Below are 17,215 nucleotides of genomic sequence, written 5' to 3'. Positions count from 1 at the left end.
AGACGGGGAATCGGGAGTCGGGAATCGGGAATGGGAAGAGCGGCTGACTGCGCGCTTTTCCGGTTCCGTTCAATTCCAATCCACCGATGACCCGCCTTTACGATTCCCGATTCCCGATTCCCGATTCCAGCCGCATAGCGGCTGGGACCAATCAGGCCTTGGCGCTCATCTTGTTGGCTTTTTCGACGGCTTCTTCGATGCTGCCGACCATGTAGAACGCCTGCTCCGGCAGGTGGTCGTATTCGCCGTCGCAGATCGCCTTGAAGCCGCGGATGGTGTCCTTCAGCGACACGTACTTGCCCGGCGAGCCGGTGAACACTTCGGCCACGTGGAACGGCTGGCTGAAGAAACGCTCGATCTTGCGCGCGCGCGACACCGACTGCTTGTCTTCTTCGCTCAGCTCGTCCATGCCCAGGATCGCGATGATGTCCTTCAGTTCCTTGTACTTCTGCAAGGTCTGCTGGACGCGCTGGGCGGTGTCGTAATGCTCGTGGCCGATCACCAGCGGATCCATCTGGCGGCTGGTGGAGTCCAGCGGATCCACCGCCGGGTAGATACCCAGCGAGGCGATGTTACGGCTCAGCGTCACCGTCGAGTCCAAGTGGGCGAAGGTGGTCGCCGGCGACGGGTCGGTCAGGTCGTCCGCAGGCACGTACACGGCCTGGATCGAAGTGATCGAACCGCTCTTGGTCGAGGTGATGCGCTCCTGCAACACGCCCATTTCCTCGGCCAGGGTCGGCTGGTAGCCCACTGCCGACGGCATACGGCCGAGCAGCGCGGACACTTCGGTACCGGCCAGCGTGTAGCGGTAGATGTTGTCCACGAACAGCAGCACGTCCTTGCCCTTGCCGCTGGCGTCCTTCTCGTCGCGGAAGTACTCGGCCATGGTCAGGCCGGTCAGCGCAACGCGCAGACGGTTGCCCGGCGGCTCGTTCATCTGGCCGTACACCATCGCGACCTTGTCCAGCACGTTGGAGTCCTTCATCTCGTGGTAGAAGTCGTTGCCCTCACGGGTACGCTCGCCCACGCCGGCGAACACGGACAGACCCGAGTGCGCCTTGGCGATGTTGTTGATCAGTTCCATCATGTTGACGGTCTTGCCGACGCCGGCGCCGCCAAACAGGCCGACCTTGCCGCCCTTGGCGAACGGGCACATCAGGTCGATGACCTTGATGCCGGTTTCCAGCAGTTCGGTGCTGGAGGACTGGTCTTCATACGACGGTGCGCCGCGGTGGATTTCCCAATGGTCCGACGCCTGCACGTCGCCAGCCTCGTCGATCGGACGACCCAGCACGTCCATGATGCGGCCCAGCGTGCCGGCGCCGACCGGCACCGAAATGGCGCGTTCGGTGTTGGTGGCGACCAGGTTGCGCTTCAGGCCGTCGGTGGAGCCCAGCGCAATCGTGCGCACGACGCCGTCGCCCAGCTGCTGCTGCACTTCCAGGGTGATTTCGGTGCCATCGACCTTGAGCGCGTGATACACCTTCGGCACTTCATTGCGCGGGAATTCGACGTCGACGACCGCGCCGATGATCTGAACGATCTTGCCCTGACTCATTTGGATAACTCCACTAATGTCTGTTCGATTCTGGTGTCGGGAATGGGGAATCGAGAATGGGGAATGGGAAGATCAAGAGCACCGACGGCCTTGCCTATTCCCGTTTCCCGATTCTCCATTCCCGGCTACACAGCGGCCGCGCCGCTGACGATTTCCGAAATTTCCTGGGTGATCGCCGCCTGGCGCGCCTTGTTGTAGACCAGTTGCAAGGTGCCGATCATCTTGTTGGCATTGTCGCTGGCAGCCTTCATCGCCACCATGCGCGCTGCGTGTTCGGAGGCCACGTTTTCCAGCACGGCCTGGTACACCAGCGACTCGATGTAACGCGTCATCACGTGCTCCAGCACGGTCGCGGCATCGGGTTCGTACAGGTAGTCCCAATCGTGGTGCGCCACCTTGTGCTCGGCGGCCGGCAGCGGCAGCAGCTGGTCGAAGCTGGCCTTCTGCGTCATGGTGTTCACGAAGCGGTTGTAGACCAGATAGACGCGGTCCACCTTGCCCTCGATGAAGGCATCGATCATCACCTTGATCACGCCGATCAGCTGCTCCACCTGCGGACTGTCGCCCAGATGGGTCACGCTGCCGACCATGTTGACCTTGATGCGGCGGAAGAACGCCGAGGCCTTCTGCCCGATGGTCACCACGTCGATCTCGGCGCCGGTGTCCTGCCACGGACGCACTTCGCCCAGCATCTTGCGGAACAGGTTGTTGTTCAGACCGCCGGCCAGGCCGCGGTCGGAAGAGATCACGATGTAGCCGACCCGTTTGACCTGCTCGCGCTCGACCAGGAACGGATGCTGGAAATCGGTGCTGGCCTGCGCCAGATGCCCGATCACCTGCTTCATCGCCTGCGCATACGGACGCGAGGTCTTCATGCGGTCCTGCGCCTTGCGGATCTTGGAGGCCGAGACCATTTCGAGCGCGCGCGTCACCTTGCGGGTGTTCTGCACGCTCTTGATCTTGGTTTTGATTTCGCGTCCGCCTGCCATTGCTCGCTCCGCTCGTGAGAATCGGGAATCGGGAATCGGGAATGGCCAGAGCCTCCCGCGTCCCACTTCACGACTCTCTAATTCCTAAATCTGGGATTCGGCAGCGGTGATTCGACATGGGACAACGCCCCGAACCACCGCTCCTACAAATCCCGAATGCCCAATCCCGAATCCCGGCGCCTTACCAGGTGCCCGTGGTCTTGAACTCTTCGATGCCCTTCTTGAACGCGGCTTCGATGTCGTTGTCCCAGCCGCCGGTGCTGTTGATCTTGTTGATCAGCTCGCCCTGGGTGTTGGCGAAGTGGGCGTGCAGGCCTTCTTCGAACGCAAGCAGCTTGTTGACCGGCACTTCGTCGAGGTAGCCCTCGTTGACGGCATAGATCGACAGCGCCTGGTTGGCGATGGACATCGGCGCGTACTGCTTCTGCTTCATCAGCTCGGTGACGCGCTGACCGCGCTCGAGCTGCTTGCGGGTGGCTTCGTCCAGGTCCGAGGCGAACTGCGCGAACGCCGCCAACTCACGGTACTGCGCCAGCGAGATACGGATGCCGCCGGACAGCTTCTTGATGATCTTGGTCTGGGCCGCACCACCGACGCGCGACACCGAGATACCGGCGTTCACGGCCGGGCGGATGCCGGCGTTGAACAGGTCGGTTTCCAGGAAGATCTGGCCGTCGGTGATCGAGATCACGTTGGTCGGCACGAACGCGGACACGTCGCCGGCCTGCGTTTCGATGATCGGCAGCGCGGTCAGCGAACCGGTCTTGCCGGTCACCGCACCGTTGGTGAACTTCTCCACGTATTCCTCGGACACGCGCGCAGCGCGCTCGAGCAGGCGGGAGTGCAGATAGAACACGTCGCCCGGATAGGCTTCGCGGCCCGGCGGGCGCTTGAGCAGCAGCGAGATCTGGCGGTAGGCCACGGCCTGCTTGGACAGATCGTCGTACACGATCAGCGCGTCTTCGCCGCGGTCCATGAAGTACTCGCCCATGGTGCAGCCGGCATACGGGCTGATGTACTGCATCGCGGCCGATTCGGACGCGGTCGCAGCCACCACCACGGTGTGCGCCAGCGCGCCGTTCTCTTCGAGCTTGCGCACGATGTTGGCAACGGTCGAGGCCTTCTGGCCGATCGCCACGTACACGCACTTGATGCCGGTGCCCTTCTGGTTGATCACCGCATCGATTGCCAGCGCGGTCTTGCCGGTCTGGCGGTCACCGATGACCAGCTCGCGCTGGCCGCGGCCGATCGGGATCATCGCATCGACCGACTTGTAGCCGGTCTGCACCGGCTGGTCGACCGACTTGCGCCAGATCACGCCGGGCGCAACGCGCTCCACCGGTGCGGTCTGGGTGGCGCCCAGCGGGCCCTTGCCGTCGATCGGTTCGCCCAGTGCGTTGACCACCCGACCCAGCAGTTCCGGACCAACCGGCACTTCCAGGATGCGGCCGGTGGTCTTGGCCACGTCGCCTTCGCGCAGGTTCTCGTAGTCGCCCAGCACCACGGCGCCGACCGAATCGCGCTCCAGGTTCAAGGCCAGGGCGAAGGTATTGTTGGGCAGTTCGATCATTTCGCCCTGCATCACGTCGGCCAGGCCGAAGATGCGCACGATGCCGTCGGACACGCTGGTCACGGAGCCTTCGTTGCGCGACTCCGCGGACAGCTTGACCGTCTCGATGCGGGTCTTGATCAGGTCGCTGATTTCGGAGGGGTTGAGCGTGGTTGCCATCGTTCAGTCCTAGGTGCCGGCCGCGGGGGCCATGCGTTTATGTGAATTCAGTGGGCGAGCGAGCTTTGCAGACGCGCAAGCTTGCCCTTCAGCGAGCCGTCGATGACCACGTCGCCGGTGTCGATCACCGCGCCGCCGATCAGCGATGCATCTACCGCGGTGGTGATGTCCACCTCGCGGCCAAAACGCTTCTTCAATGCAACGGCGATCGTGTCCAGCTCGGCCGGCGTCATCTCGGCGGCCGAGGTCACGGTCGCCTTGACGACGTGTTCGGCTTCGGCGCGCAGCTGTTCGTACAGCCCTGCCACTTCCGGCAGCAGCAACAGCCGCTGCGCGTCGGCCAGCAGGCCGAGGAAACGCAGATAGTCTTCACCAGCCTGCGGCGGCGCCAGCAAGGTCACTGCCTGATCCTGGCCCAGGGCCGGGTTGAGCAGCAATGCAGCCACGCGCGGGTCGCCGGCCACCTGCGCCGAGAACGCCAGCGCATCGGACCAGGGCGCGAAAGTACCGCCCTCACGCGCGATCGCAAACGCGGCGCGGCCGTACGGACGGGCAAGTGTGAGGGCCTGACTCATCGCTTAAATCTCCGCCGCCAGCTCGTCGAGCAGCGCCTTGTGGGCGTTGGCGTCGATTTCGCGCTTGAGCAGCTTTTCGGCGCCGCTGACCGCCAGCACCGAGACCTGCTTGCGCAGTTCCTCGCGGGCACGGGTGGCAGATGCGTCGATTTCGGTCTGGGCCAGATCCTTCTGACGGTTGGCTTCGGCGATTGCCTCCAGCTTGGCCGCTTCGATGATCTGGTTGGCGCGCGCATGGGCCTGATCGATGATCTCGTTGGCCTTGGTGCGTGCGTCCTTCAATGCTTCGTTGACCTTTTCCTGCGCCTGCGCCAGGTCCTTCTGACTGCGATCGGCCGCGGCCAGACCTTCAGCGATCTTTTGCTGACGCTCTTCGATCGCCTGCAGCAGCGGCGGCCAGATCTTGGTCGCGACGATCCAGATCAGACCGGCGAAGGCCAGCGCCTGGGCAAAGATGGTAAGGGTGATATCCATGGGTCGCTCAATCGCTGTTTAGGGGTGAAAGCGCCGCCGCATGGGCAACGCTTTCCGACCTTCATCCGCGGAGGCAACCGCAAGGGCTGCCTCCACATCCTGCTACCGCTGGATCAGCCGGCAGCCTGCGACAGACGCTCGATGAACACCTGGGCCAGCGGGTTGGCAAAGGCGAACAGCAGGCCGACGGCGACGCTGATGATGAACGCGGCGTCGATCAGGCCGGCGGTGATGAACATACGCACCTGCAGCACCGGGATCAGTTCCGGCTGGCGCGCGGCCGATTCCAGGAACTTGCCAGCCATGATGGCCAGACCGAGGCCGGCACCCAGCGCGGCCAGGCCGATCATGATGCCGACGGCGAGGACGGTGGAGCTCTGGACTTGAGCGAGGTTGGTCAGGACGGCGAGGTACATGGTGATCTCCGAACGAAAGTTTCTAAGGGTGATGGATGAATCGGGATGAAGCGTATGAAGGGTGCAGCGAAACTCAGTGACTGTCTTCCGCAAGGCTCAGATACACGATCGACAGCATCATGAAAATGAAGGCCTGCAGCGGAATCACCAACAGGTGGAACAGCATCCAGCCGAGGCCGAATACGCCGCCAGCAACCATGCCGGCGATGCCCGCACCGCCCAGCACCCAGATCAGCAGGAAGACGATCTCGCCGCCGAACATGTTGCCGAACAGTCGCATCGCCAACGAAATCGGCTTGCTCAGCCACTCGACGATGTTCAAAAGCAGGTTGAACGGCATCATCCACTTGCCGAACGGCGCCGTCAGGAATTCCTTGGTCATGCCGCCCACGCCCTTGGAGCGCAGCGAGAAGAAGATCATCAGGAAGAACACGCTGATCGACATGCCCAAGGTGGCATTGACGTCGGCGGTGGGCACCGGCTTCCAGGCGTGGATGCCTGCCCAACCCAGCGGAATGGCGATGAAATCGGCCGGGATCATCTTGATGAGGTTCATCAACAGGATCCAGAAGAAGATCGTGATCGCGATCGGCGTCACCAGCTTGCTGGTGCCGTGATAGGTGTCCTTGGCCTGCCGGTCGACGAACTCCAGGCAGATTTCCACGAACGCCTGCCACTTGCCCGGCACGCCAGCGGTGGCCTTGCGGGTCGCGGTCCAGAAGGCCAGCACCATGATCAGGCCCATCAGCACGGCCATGATCAGGGTATCGACGTGGATGGTCCAAAACGTACCGCCACCGTCACGAACCGGATAGATCAGGTTCTGCAGGTGATGCTGGATATAGGAGGTAGGTGTTGCTGCCTCGCCCGCCATGTGTACGTAGCCCTTTTAGTTCGGATCAACGCCTGGCCAGAGCCAGAACCTGAAAAATCAGCCCGATGGCAATACCTGCCAACAGAGCCAGAGGGGGCAGCCGCCACAGGCCGAAGCCAAGCGCCAGCGCCACGAAAACCAACACCCACTTCAACACCATCGCCAGGATCAGCCGGACCATGGCAATGCCGGCCGCCTGGATACCGCCCCCGAGCGCGGTACGTGCCGCAACCCAACCGCCCAGCACCGTCGCAAACCCGGTCAATGCCAGACCGGCAGAGTAACGGGGACCGACCAACAGCAACCCCAGACTGGTTATAGCTACGGCGGCAAGCGGATATACCGCAGCGCGCAGCATCAACCGCCGACCCGCGTCAACGGAGTTCAGCACTACGGTTACCTTACGTGTGAATGAGTGGGAAGCGCAGTTGCGCCTCGTCGAGCCGCGAAAGTATAGCAATGGGACAAATTGCGAGACAACCGGCAGAGGTCATAAGTTGCTGCGCCGCACCAAGTGGCGGTGGCGGCAACGGGCGGGAACTTTGCCACAAACCGGCGGTCATAACCCGCGAGGCCTGCACATCCTCGTCGAAAGGTGCCACCGCAGGCCGCATCTGGGAGCCCTGGGAGACCGGGGCTCCTGCTTTTTTACGCTTTTTGTCGCACCCTGCCACCTTCCCATAGACGGTCCAATCCGCTGCAGCGCACGATCGTTTGCGCTATGCAGGCGCCGGAGCCCCGATGTGCCGCGCGCATTCAGCCGACCAGGCTGCGCAATTGACAGGCTTGACCGTACTGCGCGGTATGCGCTGACGCACACTTTGCAGGTGCCGCACGGCGCGTCAGAAACAGGGTCATCGGAGCGCGATGCCCATGCCTGTTGGCGATGCGGACCGTTTTGTCCGATTGCTATGCCCGCCTTCACAGCCGTGCGACAGACCCTTCACTTTTGGAAGACGCCGCCTTATCGATAGTGCGCGCCACTGGCCGAACGGTCTGACCATTCCAAGCAATCGGAGCTCCCCATGAAACACCTCCTCGCACTGGCGATCCCGTGCGTCCTGGCCGCCGCCTACGCCGCGCCTGCCCACGCCGAAGACACCGATGATCGCTTCCAGATTCGTCTGGGTGCGATGAATGTTGACAACGACAACACCATTCGCGGCAACACCCTGCTGGCTGGCAACAACGTCTCCGTCAACGAAGACTTCAAGCTCGGCGGCAAGGAGTGGGAGCCGCGCGTGGACGGCGTGTTCCGCATCAGCACCCGCCAGCGCCTGATCTTCGACTACTTCAAGTACGACAAGGACCGCCGCGAGACCCTGACCCAGGATCTGAGCGCAGGCGGCGTGACCGTGCCGAGCGGCAGCTTCATCAAGGGCGAGCTGAAGTATCAGGTCGCGACCCTGGTGTACGACTACTCGGTGATCGATTCGCCGGAATTCAGCCTGGGCCTGCAGCTCGGCGCCGAATACGCCAAGGTCGAAGCCAACGGGTATGCCGATCTGGGCACCGTGTTCTCCGGCGATGTGCTGGACGAGAAGGCCGACGGCGTGGCGCCGGTGGTGGGCATCCGCTTCACCGCACGTCCGAGCGAGCATTGGCTGTTCAACGTGCAGGGCCAGTACCTCAACACCAGCTGGGGCAACTTCGACGACTACGAGGGCGACCTGAGCCGCGCCAACGCGATTGCCGAATACCGCTTCACCAAGAACTTCGGCATCTTCGCCGGCTACGACTGGTTCAAGCTGGACGTCGACCAGCGCGGCAGCGATGGCCTGATCGGCCTGAAGCAGGAGTTCAAGGGCCCGGTGGCAGGCGTGACCTTCGCGTTCTGATCCACGCGTCATCGCGTCACAGACAAACGCCCCGCCTTGTGCGGGGCGTTGTCGTTGGGGCGCTTCGCTGAAGTCACCACTTCAAGGTAGATGCATCGCCTAATGCCAACCAGCCTTTACAACGGGGCACGCGGGCACATACCCATGCCGCACTACCCACGACATTTCCCACCAGGTGCGCGTCGCTGGATGCCACAGCGTCCTGCAGGCGCAGGATGCAGCGGCCTCACTCCGCCACGCGCTGGCCGCCCTTGATCACGTCCTGCACCCGCGTCAACACGCTCACGTCCTGAAGCGGATCGCCATCGACCGCGATCAGGTCGGCATAACGCCCCGGCACAACGGCACCCACATCGGCAGTGCGTCCCAGTGCGTCGGCAGCGTCTATCGTTGCGGCGCGAATCGCCTCCAGCGGGGTCATGCCCCACTCCACCATCTTGGCGAATTGACGTGCGTTGTCGCCGTTGGGATATACCCCGCCATCGCTGCCGAACACCAGTTTGACGCCGGCCGCATGCGCGGCGCGAAAGGTCTCGCGTTGCTTGCGGCCGACCTGCCGCTCCTTCTCCAGCGACTCGGCGAACAGGCCGTTCTTCTCGCCTTCGGCCAGGATGTAGTCGTCGTTGTAGATGTCCATCGAAAACCAGGTGCCATGCGCCTTGGCCAGTTTGAACGACTCGGCATCGGCGAGGCTGGCGTGTTCGATGGTGTCGGCACCGGCGCGGATCGCATCGTTGATGCCGGAGGTGCCATGCGCATGCACGGCGACCTTCAGGCCCAGCCGGTGCGCCTCGTCCACCAGCGCGCGCATCTCTTCCAGGCTGTATTGCTGCCCGCCCACGCTGTCGGTCTTGGACAGCACGCCGCCGGTGCCGCAGAACTTGATCACCTCTGCGCCGTACTTGCGCAGCGTGCGCACCGCGGCGCGGATCGCGTCCGGACCGTCGGCGACACCGGGGCCGGTGACAGTGACCGAGGGCGGAAATTCGGTGGCATCGCAGTGGCCGCCGGTGGCGCCGATGCCATAGGTGGCCGGCACAATGCGCGGGCCGGGCACGGTGCCGCGCTCGATCGCCTGCTTGAGCGCGACATCGTCGTAGTTGAGCGAGCCGACATTGCGCACCGTGGTGAAGCCGGCACGCAGCGTTTTTGCGGCATTGGCCACGCCGACCACGGTCCAGAAGTTGTCGGTGAATTCCAGGCCCTTGTAGCCACCCAGGGTGGGGTCCACGGTGAGATGCACATGCATGTCGATCAAGCCCGGCAACAGCGTGCGCGTGCCCAGATCGATCCGCTGCGCCTGCGCCGGCAGCGGATCGCCGTGCCGACCGACCCGGATGATACGGCCGGCAACCACTTCGATCTGCGGCTTGTCCACATAGCGGCCGGCCTGCACGTCCAGCAGGCGCGCGGCGGTGATCACGGTGGTTTGTGCATGCGCAACCCACGACGCACACAGGCAGCCTGCGGCGGCGAGCAACGCCGGCAAATGCATCTTCGACATACGGGTCGTCCCTGAGGTGCGAACGGCGTGTCCGCGCACCGATGGTGCAAGCGCGCTGCGGGCTGCGCAAGCGCCGGATCATGGATATCGGACGACGGCAGCGCAATGCACTGCGGCGGCGACCCTGTCGTGTGTGACCGATGCAACGTCGCCACGCGCCGGACTGGTCCCTTCCAGATGCCGAGCGGAATCGGCTTGCCGTGGATCGCCCTGTCGACGCATGCGATCGAGCGTAGCCGCCAGGCCACACGGCACTGCGTACCACGCAGGAGTACCGGAACAACTCAGCGCGCGTGTAGCAGCACCGCATGCACCCAGGCGTCGCAGAGCGCGCGACCCGCACGGCAATGCCCATCGCCGCAGCGCTGACGCGCACCCAGGCCCACAACGACGACGCCCCGCGCAAGGCGGGGCGTCGCTGGCAGTGCCACGTGTGCGGTGCTTACTTCTTCTTCGGGATGTACAGGTCGGTGATGGTGCCGTCGTAGACCTCGGCCGCCATGCCGACCGATTCGCTCAGGGTCGGATGCGCATGGATGGTGTGGCCGATGTCTTCGGCTTCGGCGCCCATCTCGATGGCCAGGCCGATCTCGGCAAGCAGGTCACCGGCATGCACGCCGACGATGGCACCACCAATGATGCGGTGGGTGTCTTCGTCGAAAATCAGCTTGGTGAAGCCTTCGGTGCGGCCGATGCCGATCGCGCGGCCGCTGGCGGCCCAAGGGAACTTGGCCACGCCGACCTTCAGGCCCTTGGCCTTGGCCTCGGTCTCGGTGACGCCCACCCAGGCGATTTCCGGATTGGTGTACGCCACCGACGGAATCACCCGCGCCACCCATTCCTTCTTCTCGCCGGCCGCCACTTCGGCAGCCAGCTTGCCTTCGTGGGTGGCCTTGTGCGCCAGCATCGGGTTACCGACGATGTCGCCGATGGCGAAGATGTGCGGCACGTTGGTGCGCATCTGCCGGTCGACCGGAATGAAGCCGCGCTCGGTGACGGTGACGCCGGCCTTGTCCGCGCCGATCTTCTTGCCGTTGGGCGTGCGGCCCACGGCGACCAGCACGCGATCGTAGGTGGTCGCATCCAACGCCGGCTTCTCGCCCTCGGCGGCCGCTTCGAAGCCAACGGTGATGCCCTTCTTGTCGGCCTTGACGTCGGTGGCCTTGGTCTTGAGATGGACCTCCACGCCCTGCTTCTTCAGGCGATCGGCCAGCGGCTTGACCAGGTCCTTGTCGGCGCCCGGCATCAGCTGGTCCATGAACTCGACCACGGTCACCTTGCTGCCGAGCGCGCTGTACACCGTGGCCATTTCCAGGCCGATGATGCCGCCGCCGACCACCAACAGGGTCTTAGGAATGTCGTGCAGCTCCAGCGCGTCGGTGGAGTCCATCACGCGCTTGTCGTCCCACGGGAAGTTGGGCAGCTTCACCGCCTGCGAGCCGGCCGCGATGATGCAATGTTCGAAGCGCAGCAGCTGGGTCTTGCCGTCGTCGCCGACGATCTCCAGCTCGTTGGGCGAGACGAAGCTGGCCACACCGGTGACGGTGCGCACCTTGCGCTGCTTGGCCATGCTGGCCAGCCCGCCGGTGAGCTTGCCGACCACTTTTTCCTTGTACTCGCGCAGCTTGTCCAGGGTGATCTTGGGCTGGCCGAAGTCCACGCCGAAGTCGCCGGCATGGGCCACTTCATCGATCACCGCGGCGGCATGCAGCAGCGCCTTGGACGGAATGCAGCCGACGTTGAGGCAGACACCGCCCAGGCTGGCATAGCGCTCGATCAGCACGGTGTCCAGGCCCAGGTCGGCGGCGCGGAAGGCGGCGGTGTAGCCGCCGGGGCCGGCGCCGAGCACCACCATCTTGCAGTCGATATCGGCAGTCTTGCCGCTGGCCAGCGCCGGCTTGGGCGCAGCCGGCTCGGCCGGAGCGCGGTGCGACGGCGTCACTGGCGGCTTGCTGCCGGGTGCGGGGGCCGCAGCGGGCGCAGCGGCCTTGGCCTCGGTCTTCGCAGGCGCAGGCGCGGCGGCCTCGCCTTCGGTTTCCAGCAGCAGCACCACCGCCCCTTCGGACAGGGTATCGCCAATCTTGACCTTGAGTTCCTTGACCACGCCGGCGGCCGAGGACGGCACTTCCAGCGTGGCCTTGTCCGATTCCAGCGTGACCAGGCCCTGGTCCTTGGCCACGCTGTCGCCCACGGCGACCAGCACTTCGATGACGGGGACATCGCTGTAATCGCCGATGTCGGGAACCTTGATTTCAATGACCGCCATTTGCTTCTCCTGTGGCTTAACCGGCCGTGCCGGCAAGCGTCTGCTGGAGTTCATCCAGCGACGATTCGATTTGGGTCCAGCGCTTGTCGCGCTTCTTTTCCTTGCCGTCGCTGGCTTCGATCAGCAGCGCAGCCTGTTGCAGCAGCAGTTCGCCGGCGCCGCAGCTCGGGCGGGCGCCGCTGTAACGCACGCCCTCGACCTGGAACGACAGCACTTCGCCCTCGGTCACCGGCGCGGTGCGGCCGCTCGGTGCCAGCTGGGTCAAGGCCGCGGTCCAGTTGCTGACCAGCCGTTTGGCCAACGCCGCCGGAATCGGGATCTCGACCGTTTCCGGGGTCTGCTCGGTGCGGAACTGCACGCTGCCGCGACCAGCCTCGCTGACCCAGTTGTAGACGCGCTCGTCGGCACGGCTATGCCGCAGGGTCCAGTCGGCACCGTCCTTGCCCGGCACCAGCGAGACGCCGCTTTCCACGCCGCGCACAGGCAACGTCAACAGCGCCAGCGAGGGTTTGCTGCCGCCATCGAGCAAGGTGGTGACGGCAGTGCCGTAATTGCCCACTGCCGGCGGCCAGCCGCGCCCCAACGTGCTGTCGCACTCGCGTGCGACCGCGCCGGTCCACGGCAGCACGCCGAGCACGGCGATCGTCAGCAGCGCGCGCCTCACAGCAGGACGCGACGCATGTCGGCCAGCACCTGGCTGAGGTAGGTGGTGAAGCGGGCCGCCAGCGCGCCGTCGATGACGCGGTGGTCGTAGCTCAGCGACAACGGCAGCATCAGCTTCGGCGCGAACTCCTTGCCGTTCCACACCGGCTGCATCGCCGACTTGGACACGCCCAGGATCGCCACTTCCGGTGCATTGATGATCGGAGTGAACGCGGTGCCGCCGATGCCGCCCAGCGAGCTGATCGAGAAGCAGCCGCCACTCATGTCGGCCGGGCCGAGCTTGCCGTCGCGCGCCTTCTTGGCCAGCTCGCCGCTTTCCTGGGCGATCTGCAGCACGCCCTTCTTGTCGACGTCGCGGATCACCGGCACCACCAGGCCATTGGGGGTATCGGCGGCAAAACCGATGTTGATGTACTTCTTCAGCGTGAGGTTTTCGCCGGCCGCATCGAGCGAGGCATTGAACTCGGGGAACTTCTTCAGCGCCGCGGCGCTGGCCTTGACCAGGAAGGCGAGCATGGTGAGCTTGATGCCCGCCTTCTCGTTTTCCTTGTTCAGCGCCACGCGCAGGGCTTCCAGGTCGGTGATGTCGGCCGATTCGAACTGGGTGACGTGCGGAATCATCGCCCAGTTGCGTGCCAGGTTGGCACCGGAAATCTTCTTGATGCGCGACAGCGGCTGGGTTTCGGTTTCGCCGAACTTGCTGAAGTCCACCTTCGGCCAGGCCAGCAGGTTCAGGCCGTTGCCACCACCGGCCGGCGCAGCACCGGCTGCGGCAGGTGCGCCACCGCTGAGTGCTGCCTTGACGAAGCGCTGCACGTCTTCACGGGTGATGCGGCCGCCCTTTTCGCTGCCCTTGAGCTGGTTCAGGTCCACGCCCAGTTCGCGTGCGAACACGCGCACCACCGGGCTGGCGTACGGCACCTTGGACGGCAGCACGCTGTCGGCGTCGAAGGTCACCGGTGGGCTGCTCGGGTTGCCGGCCGAGGGCTGGCCACCCTGCGCTGCCTGTGCACCTGCACCGGAACGAGCACCCTGCACCTGCGCGATCTCGCGCTGGGCCAGCTTGTCCGGCTCGGCCGACACCGCGACCGGCTCGACCTTGCCGGCAGTCTCGGCCGTCTCGGTGCTGGGCTTGGCGGGCGACTGCGCCGCGCCGGCGCCGCCGTCGCTGGCGGCAATGATCGCCACCACGTTGCCCTGCGAGAGGGTGTCGCCGACCTTGACCTTGAGTTCCTTGACCACGCCGGCGGCCGAGGACGGCACTTCCATCGTGGCCTTGTCCGACTCCAGCGTGACCAGGCTCTGGTCCTTGGCAACGGTATCGCCCACAGCCACCAGCACTTCGATGACCGGGATGTCGGTGTAATCGCCGATATCGGGCACGCGCGCTTCGACCAGACCGCCTTCGGCGGCGGCAGGTGCAGCCGGTGCAGCCTTGGCAGCAGGTGCCGGCGCTGCCGCGGGCGCAGCCTTGGCCGGGGCAGCAGGCGCGGCAGCGGCAGGCTTGGCGGCAGTGTCGGCGCCGGCATCGGCCACTTCGATCAGCGCCACCAGGGCGCCCTGCGACAGCGAATCGCCAACCTTGACCTTGATCTCCTTGACCACGCCAGCCACCGACGACGGCACTTCCATGGTGGCCTTGTCCGATTCCAGCGTGACCAGGCTCTGGTCCTTGCTGACCGTATCGCCGACCGACACCAGCACCTCGATTACCGGGACGTCGCTGTAGTCACCGATATCGGGGACAAGTGCTTCCTTGATTTCGGCCATACGGGGAACTCCGGCAACAGATGGGGAAACCCCTATTGTGGCCGGCCACGGGCCGCAGCGCCAACCATTGCCGATGAAAAGATCGCGTGCCGGGCGGAATGCAGTGTCTGCGTACGCCGTTGCAGGATCATTTCGACGCGCGTCGATCCACCTGCAACAGCTGCAACGGCGCGCCCGATGGCAAACGATACGCCAGCGCATTGTCCAGCGCATCCAGCGCCTCGACCCGGGTGCACAGCTGCTGCGCGCGTGGCCGCAATGCGCGTGCCTGCGGCTCGACCAGGCGCTCGATGCGCTGTTCCAGGCCATCGAGCGAGCGCAGCCGCTCCGCGTTTCCGGTCAGCGCCGATTGCACAGCGCCGGCAACCACATCGCCGATCAGCTGCGGCAACAGCTCGGCGACCAGTTCACCGATGTCGTCATCGATATCGATGGGGGTCAGCTGACTCTTGCGGAAGCTCTGCTGCAAACGCAGGTCGATCTTCTCGCGCACACCGGTCAGCTGCACACGCGTGGCCTCCGGATCACGGCTGAAGCCGGCGGCCACCTCGCCCAGTGCGGTGATCGCGATATCGGCAGCCTCGCGCCCGACCTGCTGCGCCAGCGGCACCAGCTCGCGGGTCTGCCGTTCGAAACGGATCAGGCGATCACGATCGTCGGCGCTCAGCGCCACCCAGGCATCGTCGACGAACAAGGCGCCCTGGCGCAGCACCAGCCGCTGCGGCGTTCCTGTGCTGCGGATGAAAATGACGCTGCGCGGAGACAGGGTGAGGTCGTAGTCGCTGCTGACATTGCAGTGCAACGGGTCGGCCAGTGCTGCCGGCATCGCACCGGCCATGCCCAGCAACACGGCCATTGCCGCCGCCAGCGTCTGCCTGATCGTCATGTCGCAACTCCCTTGGATGCTGGGGGCAGCATGTGCGCAGGCACCGCACACCACCATAGGCCGGAGGCTGGCATGACTTCTGGCGGCCGGGGCATGGGTGAGCACGTGGCAAACCCGCAGGCTGACAAGCCCCGCATGGCAATGATGAACACGCCTGCGCGCGGCATCAGCCCTGCACGGCATCGCGCAGCGGTTGCCACGCCGCGCACAGACGTGGCAGGGACCAGGCGGCATTGGCCGGGCTGGTGGACGGCAAGGCCAGCACCGGCACCGCGCGTGCGTCGGCCGACAGCAGCGGCTGCACGTGCCGGCGCCAGGCCTGCATCGCCGTGGCGCCATTGCAGGCCACCAGGCGCAGCTGCGGCAACGTGGCCAGCAAGGCGGGCAATGGATTGACCACGATGCTGTCCGCGACGATGGCCGAATCCAGGCTGCCGTGTCGTTCGCACCGGCCGATCACGTCCCACACCCCAACACCGTGCACATTCAATTCCTGCAGGCGCGCCGTATAGCTTGCCGCTGGATCAATGCCCAACAGGGCATGCATCAAGGGCCAAAAGCGATTGCGTGGATGCGCGTAGTACTGGCCTGCCTGCAACGAGGCAATGCCCGGCATCGAACCCAGCACCAGTACACGGCAATCGTGACGAATGTGCGCTGGCAGCCCGTCGCATGCGCCGTTTTTCGTCACGGCAATCGCATCTGCGTGAATGTCTTTTTCAGCTTGCATCGCGCAACCACGGCCTTCTTCGGGAAATTCCTGAACAAACGAAATTTTAGCGGGCTGCAGGTGGGCGTGGATTCAGATTTTTGGGAATAGTTTTGGCGCGGCCCACTCCACGGGCCTAACAACAAGACGAGGAGACCCTCATGCGTTCCATTTCCATCCTGAGCCTGGCTGCTGTATCCGCACTTGCGATTGCACCGTCCGCGTTCGCGCAGGACACCACCTATACCGGTGATACCTCCTCGACTTCTTCAAGCACGATGTCCAGCAGCGACGATACTGCGTCGGGCAAGCATTGGGCTGTGGTCGGCGGCGTGGCGCTGCTGAACCCCAAGAACGATCCGGCTCCGGGCCTGGACGTTGATGGCGGCCCGGCACCGACGCTGAGCGCCAGCTACTACATCAATGACAACTGGGCCGTTGAGCTGTGGGGCGCTGCCGACAAGTTCAACCATCGCGTCAACGCCGATGGCGTAGGCAAGCTGGGCACCGTCGAGCAGCAGCCGATCGCCATCAGCGGCCAGTATCACTTCGGCCAGGCCGACAACGTGTTCCGCCCGTTCGTGGGCGTGGGCTACTACGAGTCGAACTTCAGCAACGAGAAGATCGATGCGGCGTCGACCACCGGTCAGCACGTGGGTCTGGATACCGCCAAGGGCGTGATCGGCACCGTCGGTGTGGACATGAACATCAACTCCACCTGGTTTGCACGTGCCGACGCCCGCTACATGCGTTCGCGTCCGGAACTGCGTGTCGGCGGCCAGGGCACCGGCAGCGAGCTGGAACTGGATCCGTGGACGGTTGGTTTCGGTGTCGGCGCGCGCTTCTAAGCGATGGCCGTCCAGTCAACTGACGCGTGATGAAAAAACGGGCCGCAAGGCCCGTTTTTTTTGTGCGCGAGGGGCGCTGATGGCCTGATGGTGCAGGCGCTGTTGCCTGCACGTCC

16 protein-coding genes are annotated in these 17,215 nt (G+C 64.7%); 2 read left to right on the top strand and 14 right to left on the bottom strand.

Annotated elements, in window-relative coordinates; all coding sequences use genetic code 11:
• Positions 1-151 precede the first annotated feature (151 nt).
• From atpD to A7D17_RS17265, 8 genes are all read right to left on the bottom strand, one after another.
• Positions 152-1,558, bottom strand: a complete 1,407-nt coding sequence (atpD, locus tag A7D17_RS17300) for a F0F1 ATP synthase subunit beta (protein ID WP_003484008.1) — start codon at positions 1,556-1,558, stop codon at positions 152-154.
• Positions 1,559-1,683: 125 nt separating this feature from the next.
• On the bottom strand, positions 1,684-2,547 hold the full coding sequence (atpG, locus tag A7D17_RS17295; RefSeq protein WP_064510223.1) for a F0F1 ATP synthase subunit gamma: 864 nt from the start codon (positions 2,545-2,547) through the stop codon (positions 1,684-1,686).
• A 181-nt stretch (positions 2,548-2,728) separates the two neighbouring features.
• On the bottom strand, positions 2,729-4,276 hold the full coding sequence (gene atpA / locus A7D17_RS17290; protein ID WP_064510222.1) for a F0F1 ATP synthase subunit alpha: 1,548 nt from the start codon (positions 4,274-4,276) through the stop codon (positions 2,729-2,731).
• A gap of 47 nt (positions 4,277-4,323) precedes the next feature.
• Positions 4,324-4,851: a F0F1 ATP synthase subunit delta gene (locus A7D17_RS17285; RefSeq protein ID WP_064510221.1), complete on the bottom strand. Its 528-nt coding sequence runs from the start codon at positions 4,849-4,851 to the stop codon at positions 4,324-4,326.
• A 3-nt stretch (positions 4,852-4,854) separates the two neighbouring features.
• Positions 4,855-5,325, bottom strand: a complete 471-nt coding sequence (locus A7D17_RS17280; RefSeq protein WP_003483999.1) for a F0F1 ATP synthase subunit B — start codon at positions 5,323-5,325, stop codon at positions 4,855-4,857.
• Positions 5,326-5,438: 113 nt separating this feature from the next.
• On the bottom strand, positions 5,439-5,741 hold the full coding sequence (atpE, locus tag A7D17_RS17275; RefSeq protein ID WP_002814105.1) for a F0F1 ATP synthase subunit C: 303 nt from the start codon (positions 5,739-5,741) through the stop codon (positions 5,439-5,441).
• Between the two features lie 73 nt (positions 5,742-5,814).
• Positions 5,815-6,615: a F0F1 ATP synthase subunit A gene (gene atpB / locus A7D17_RS17270; protein ID WP_064510220.1), complete on the bottom strand. Its 801-nt coding sequence runs from the start codon at positions 6,613-6,615 to the stop codon at positions 5,815-5,817.
• Positions 6,616-6,640: 25 nt separating this feature from the next.
• The gene (locus tag A7D17_RS17265; RefSeq protein ID WP_016901016.1) at positions 6,641-7,006 is read right to left on the bottom strand and encodes a hypothetical protein; all 366 of its coding nucleotides are present in this window, start codon (positions 7,004-7,006) and stop codon (positions 6,641-6,643) included.
• Positions 7,007-7,640: 634 nt separating this feature from the next.
• On the opposite strand from A7D17_RS17265, the gene A7D17_RS17260 reads away from it, so the two are divergent.
• A complete protein-coding gene (locus A7D17_RS17260) occupies positions 7,641-8,453 on the top strand; it encodes a hypothetical protein (protein WP_064510219.1) in 813 nt (270 codons plus the stop codon).
• Between the two features lie 226 nt (positions 8,454-8,679).
• Here A7D17_RS17260 and A7D17_RS17255 read toward each other — a convergent pair whose 3' ends face one another.
• The 6 genes from A7D17_RS17255 to A7D17_RS17230 form a co-directional block, all read right to left on the bottom strand.
• A complete protein-coding gene (locus A7D17_RS17255; RefSeq protein ID WP_064510218.1) occupies positions 8,680-9,957 on the bottom strand; it encodes a Xaa-Pro dipeptidase in 1,278 nt (425 codons plus the stop codon).
• Between the two features lie 442 nt (positions 9,958-10,399).
• Positions 10,400-12,223 carry a dihydrolipoyl dehydrogenase gene (gene lpdA / locus A7D17_RS17250; protein WP_064510217.1) on the bottom strand — a complete coding sequence of 608 codons (1,824 nt, stop codon included), beginning with the start codon at positions 12,221-12,223 and terminating at the stop codon, positions 10,400-10,402.
• A gap of 16 nt (positions 12,224-12,239) precedes the next feature.
• A complete protein-coding gene (locus A7D17_RS17245; protein ID WP_064510216.1) occupies positions 12,240-12,887 on the bottom strand; it encodes a hypothetical protein in 648 nt (215 codons plus the stop codon).
• Positions 12,884-14,656, bottom strand: a complete 1,773-nt coding sequence (locus tag A7D17_RS17240) for a dihydrolipoyllysine-residue acetyltransferase (RefSeq protein WP_064510215.1) — start codon at positions 14,654-14,656, stop codon at positions 12,884-12,886. The genes A7D17_RS17245 and A7D17_RS17240 overlap by 4 nt, the downstream gene beginning before the upstream one ends.
• Before the next feature lie 127 nt (positions 14,657-14,783).
• Entirely contained in the window at positions 14,784-15,542 is a 759-nt protein-coding gene (locus tag A7D17_RS17235; protein WP_064510214.1) for a DUF2884 family protein, read from the bottom strand.
• A gap of 166 nt (positions 15,543-15,708) precedes the next feature.
• A complete protein-coding gene (locus A7D17_RS17230; RefSeq protein WP_064510213.1) occupies positions 15,709-16,272 on the bottom strand; it encodes a DNA-deoxyinosine glycosylase in 564 nt (187 codons plus the stop codon).
• Positions 16,273-16,412: 140 nt separating this feature from the next.
• Between A7D17_RS17230 and A7D17_RS17225 the strand changes: the two genes are divergently transcribed.
• Complete coding sequence (locus A7D17_RS17225; RefSeq protein WP_064510212.1) at positions 16,413-17,099, top strand: OmpW/AlkL family protein; 687 nt, start codon at positions 16,413-16,415, stop codon at positions 17,097-17,099.
• The last annotated feature ends 116 nt before the right edge of the window (positions 17,100-17,215 follow it).

The organism is Xanthomonas floridensis (assembly GCF_001642575.1).
Lineage (GTDB): Bacteria > Pseudomonadota > Gammaproteobacteria > Xanthomonadales > Xanthomonadaceae > Xanthomonas > Xanthomonas floridensis.
The sequence above is the reverse complement of the archived record's forward strand: the minus strand, read 5'-3'. Positions and strand labels throughout refer to the sequence as shown.

Bases quoted from the DNA above. Each gene is read 5' to 3' on its own strand.
- atpD (WP_003484008.1), bottom strand. From the start codon at position 1,558: ATGAGTCAGGGCAAGATCGTTCAGATCATCGGCGCGGTCGTCGACGTC.
- atpE (WP_002814105.1), bottom strand. From the start codon at position 5,741: ATGTACCTCGCCGTCCTGACCAACCTCGCTCAAGTCCAGAGCTCCACC.
- atpA (WP_064510222.1), bottom strand. From the start codon at position 4,276: ATGGCAACCACGCTCAACCCCTCCGAAATCAGCGACCTGATCAAGACC.
- A7D17_RS17225 (WP_064510212.1), top strand. From the start codon at position 16,413: ATGCGTTCCATTTCCATCCTGAGCCTGGCTGCTGTATCCGCACTTGCG.
- A7D17_RS17230 (WP_064510213.1), bottom strand. From the start codon at position 16,272: ATGCAAGCTGAAAAAGACATTCACGCAGATGCGATTGCCGTGACGAAA.
- A7D17_RS17255 (WP_064510218.1), bottom strand. From the start codon at position 9,957: ATGTCGAAGATGCATTTGCCGGCGTTGCTCGCCGCCGCAGGCTGCCTG.
- A7D17_RS17260 (WP_064510219.1), top strand. From the start codon at position 7,641: ATGAAACACCTCCTCGCACTGGCGATCCCGTGCGTCCTGGCCGCCGCC.
- lpdA (WP_064510217.1), bottom strand. From the start codon at position 12,223: ATGGCGGTCATTGAAATCAAGGTTCCCGACATCGGCGATTACAGCGAT.
- A7D17_RS17240 (WP_064510215.1), bottom strand. From the start codon at position 14,656: ATGGCCGAAATCAAGGAAGCACTTGTCCCCGATATCGGTGACTACAGC.
- A7D17_RS17235 (WP_064510214.1), bottom strand. From the start codon at position 15,542: ATGACGATCAGGCAGACGCTGGCGGCGGCAATGGCCGTGTTGCTGGGC.
- atpG (WP_064510223.1), bottom strand. From the start codon at position 2,547: ATGGCAGGCGGACGCGAAATCAAAACCAAGATCAAGAGCGTGCAGAAC.
- A7D17_RS17285 (WP_064510221.1), bottom strand. From the start codon at position 4,851: ATGAGTCAGGCCCTCACACTTGCCCGTCCGTACGGCCGCGCCGCGTTT.
- atpB (WP_064510220.1), bottom strand. From the start codon at position 6,615: ATGGCGGGCGAGGCAGCAACACCTACCTCCTATATCCAGCATCACCTG.
- A7D17_RS17280 (WP_003483999.1), bottom strand. From the start codon at position 5,325: ATGGATATCACCCTTACCATCTTTGCCCAGGCGCTGGCCTTCGCCGGT.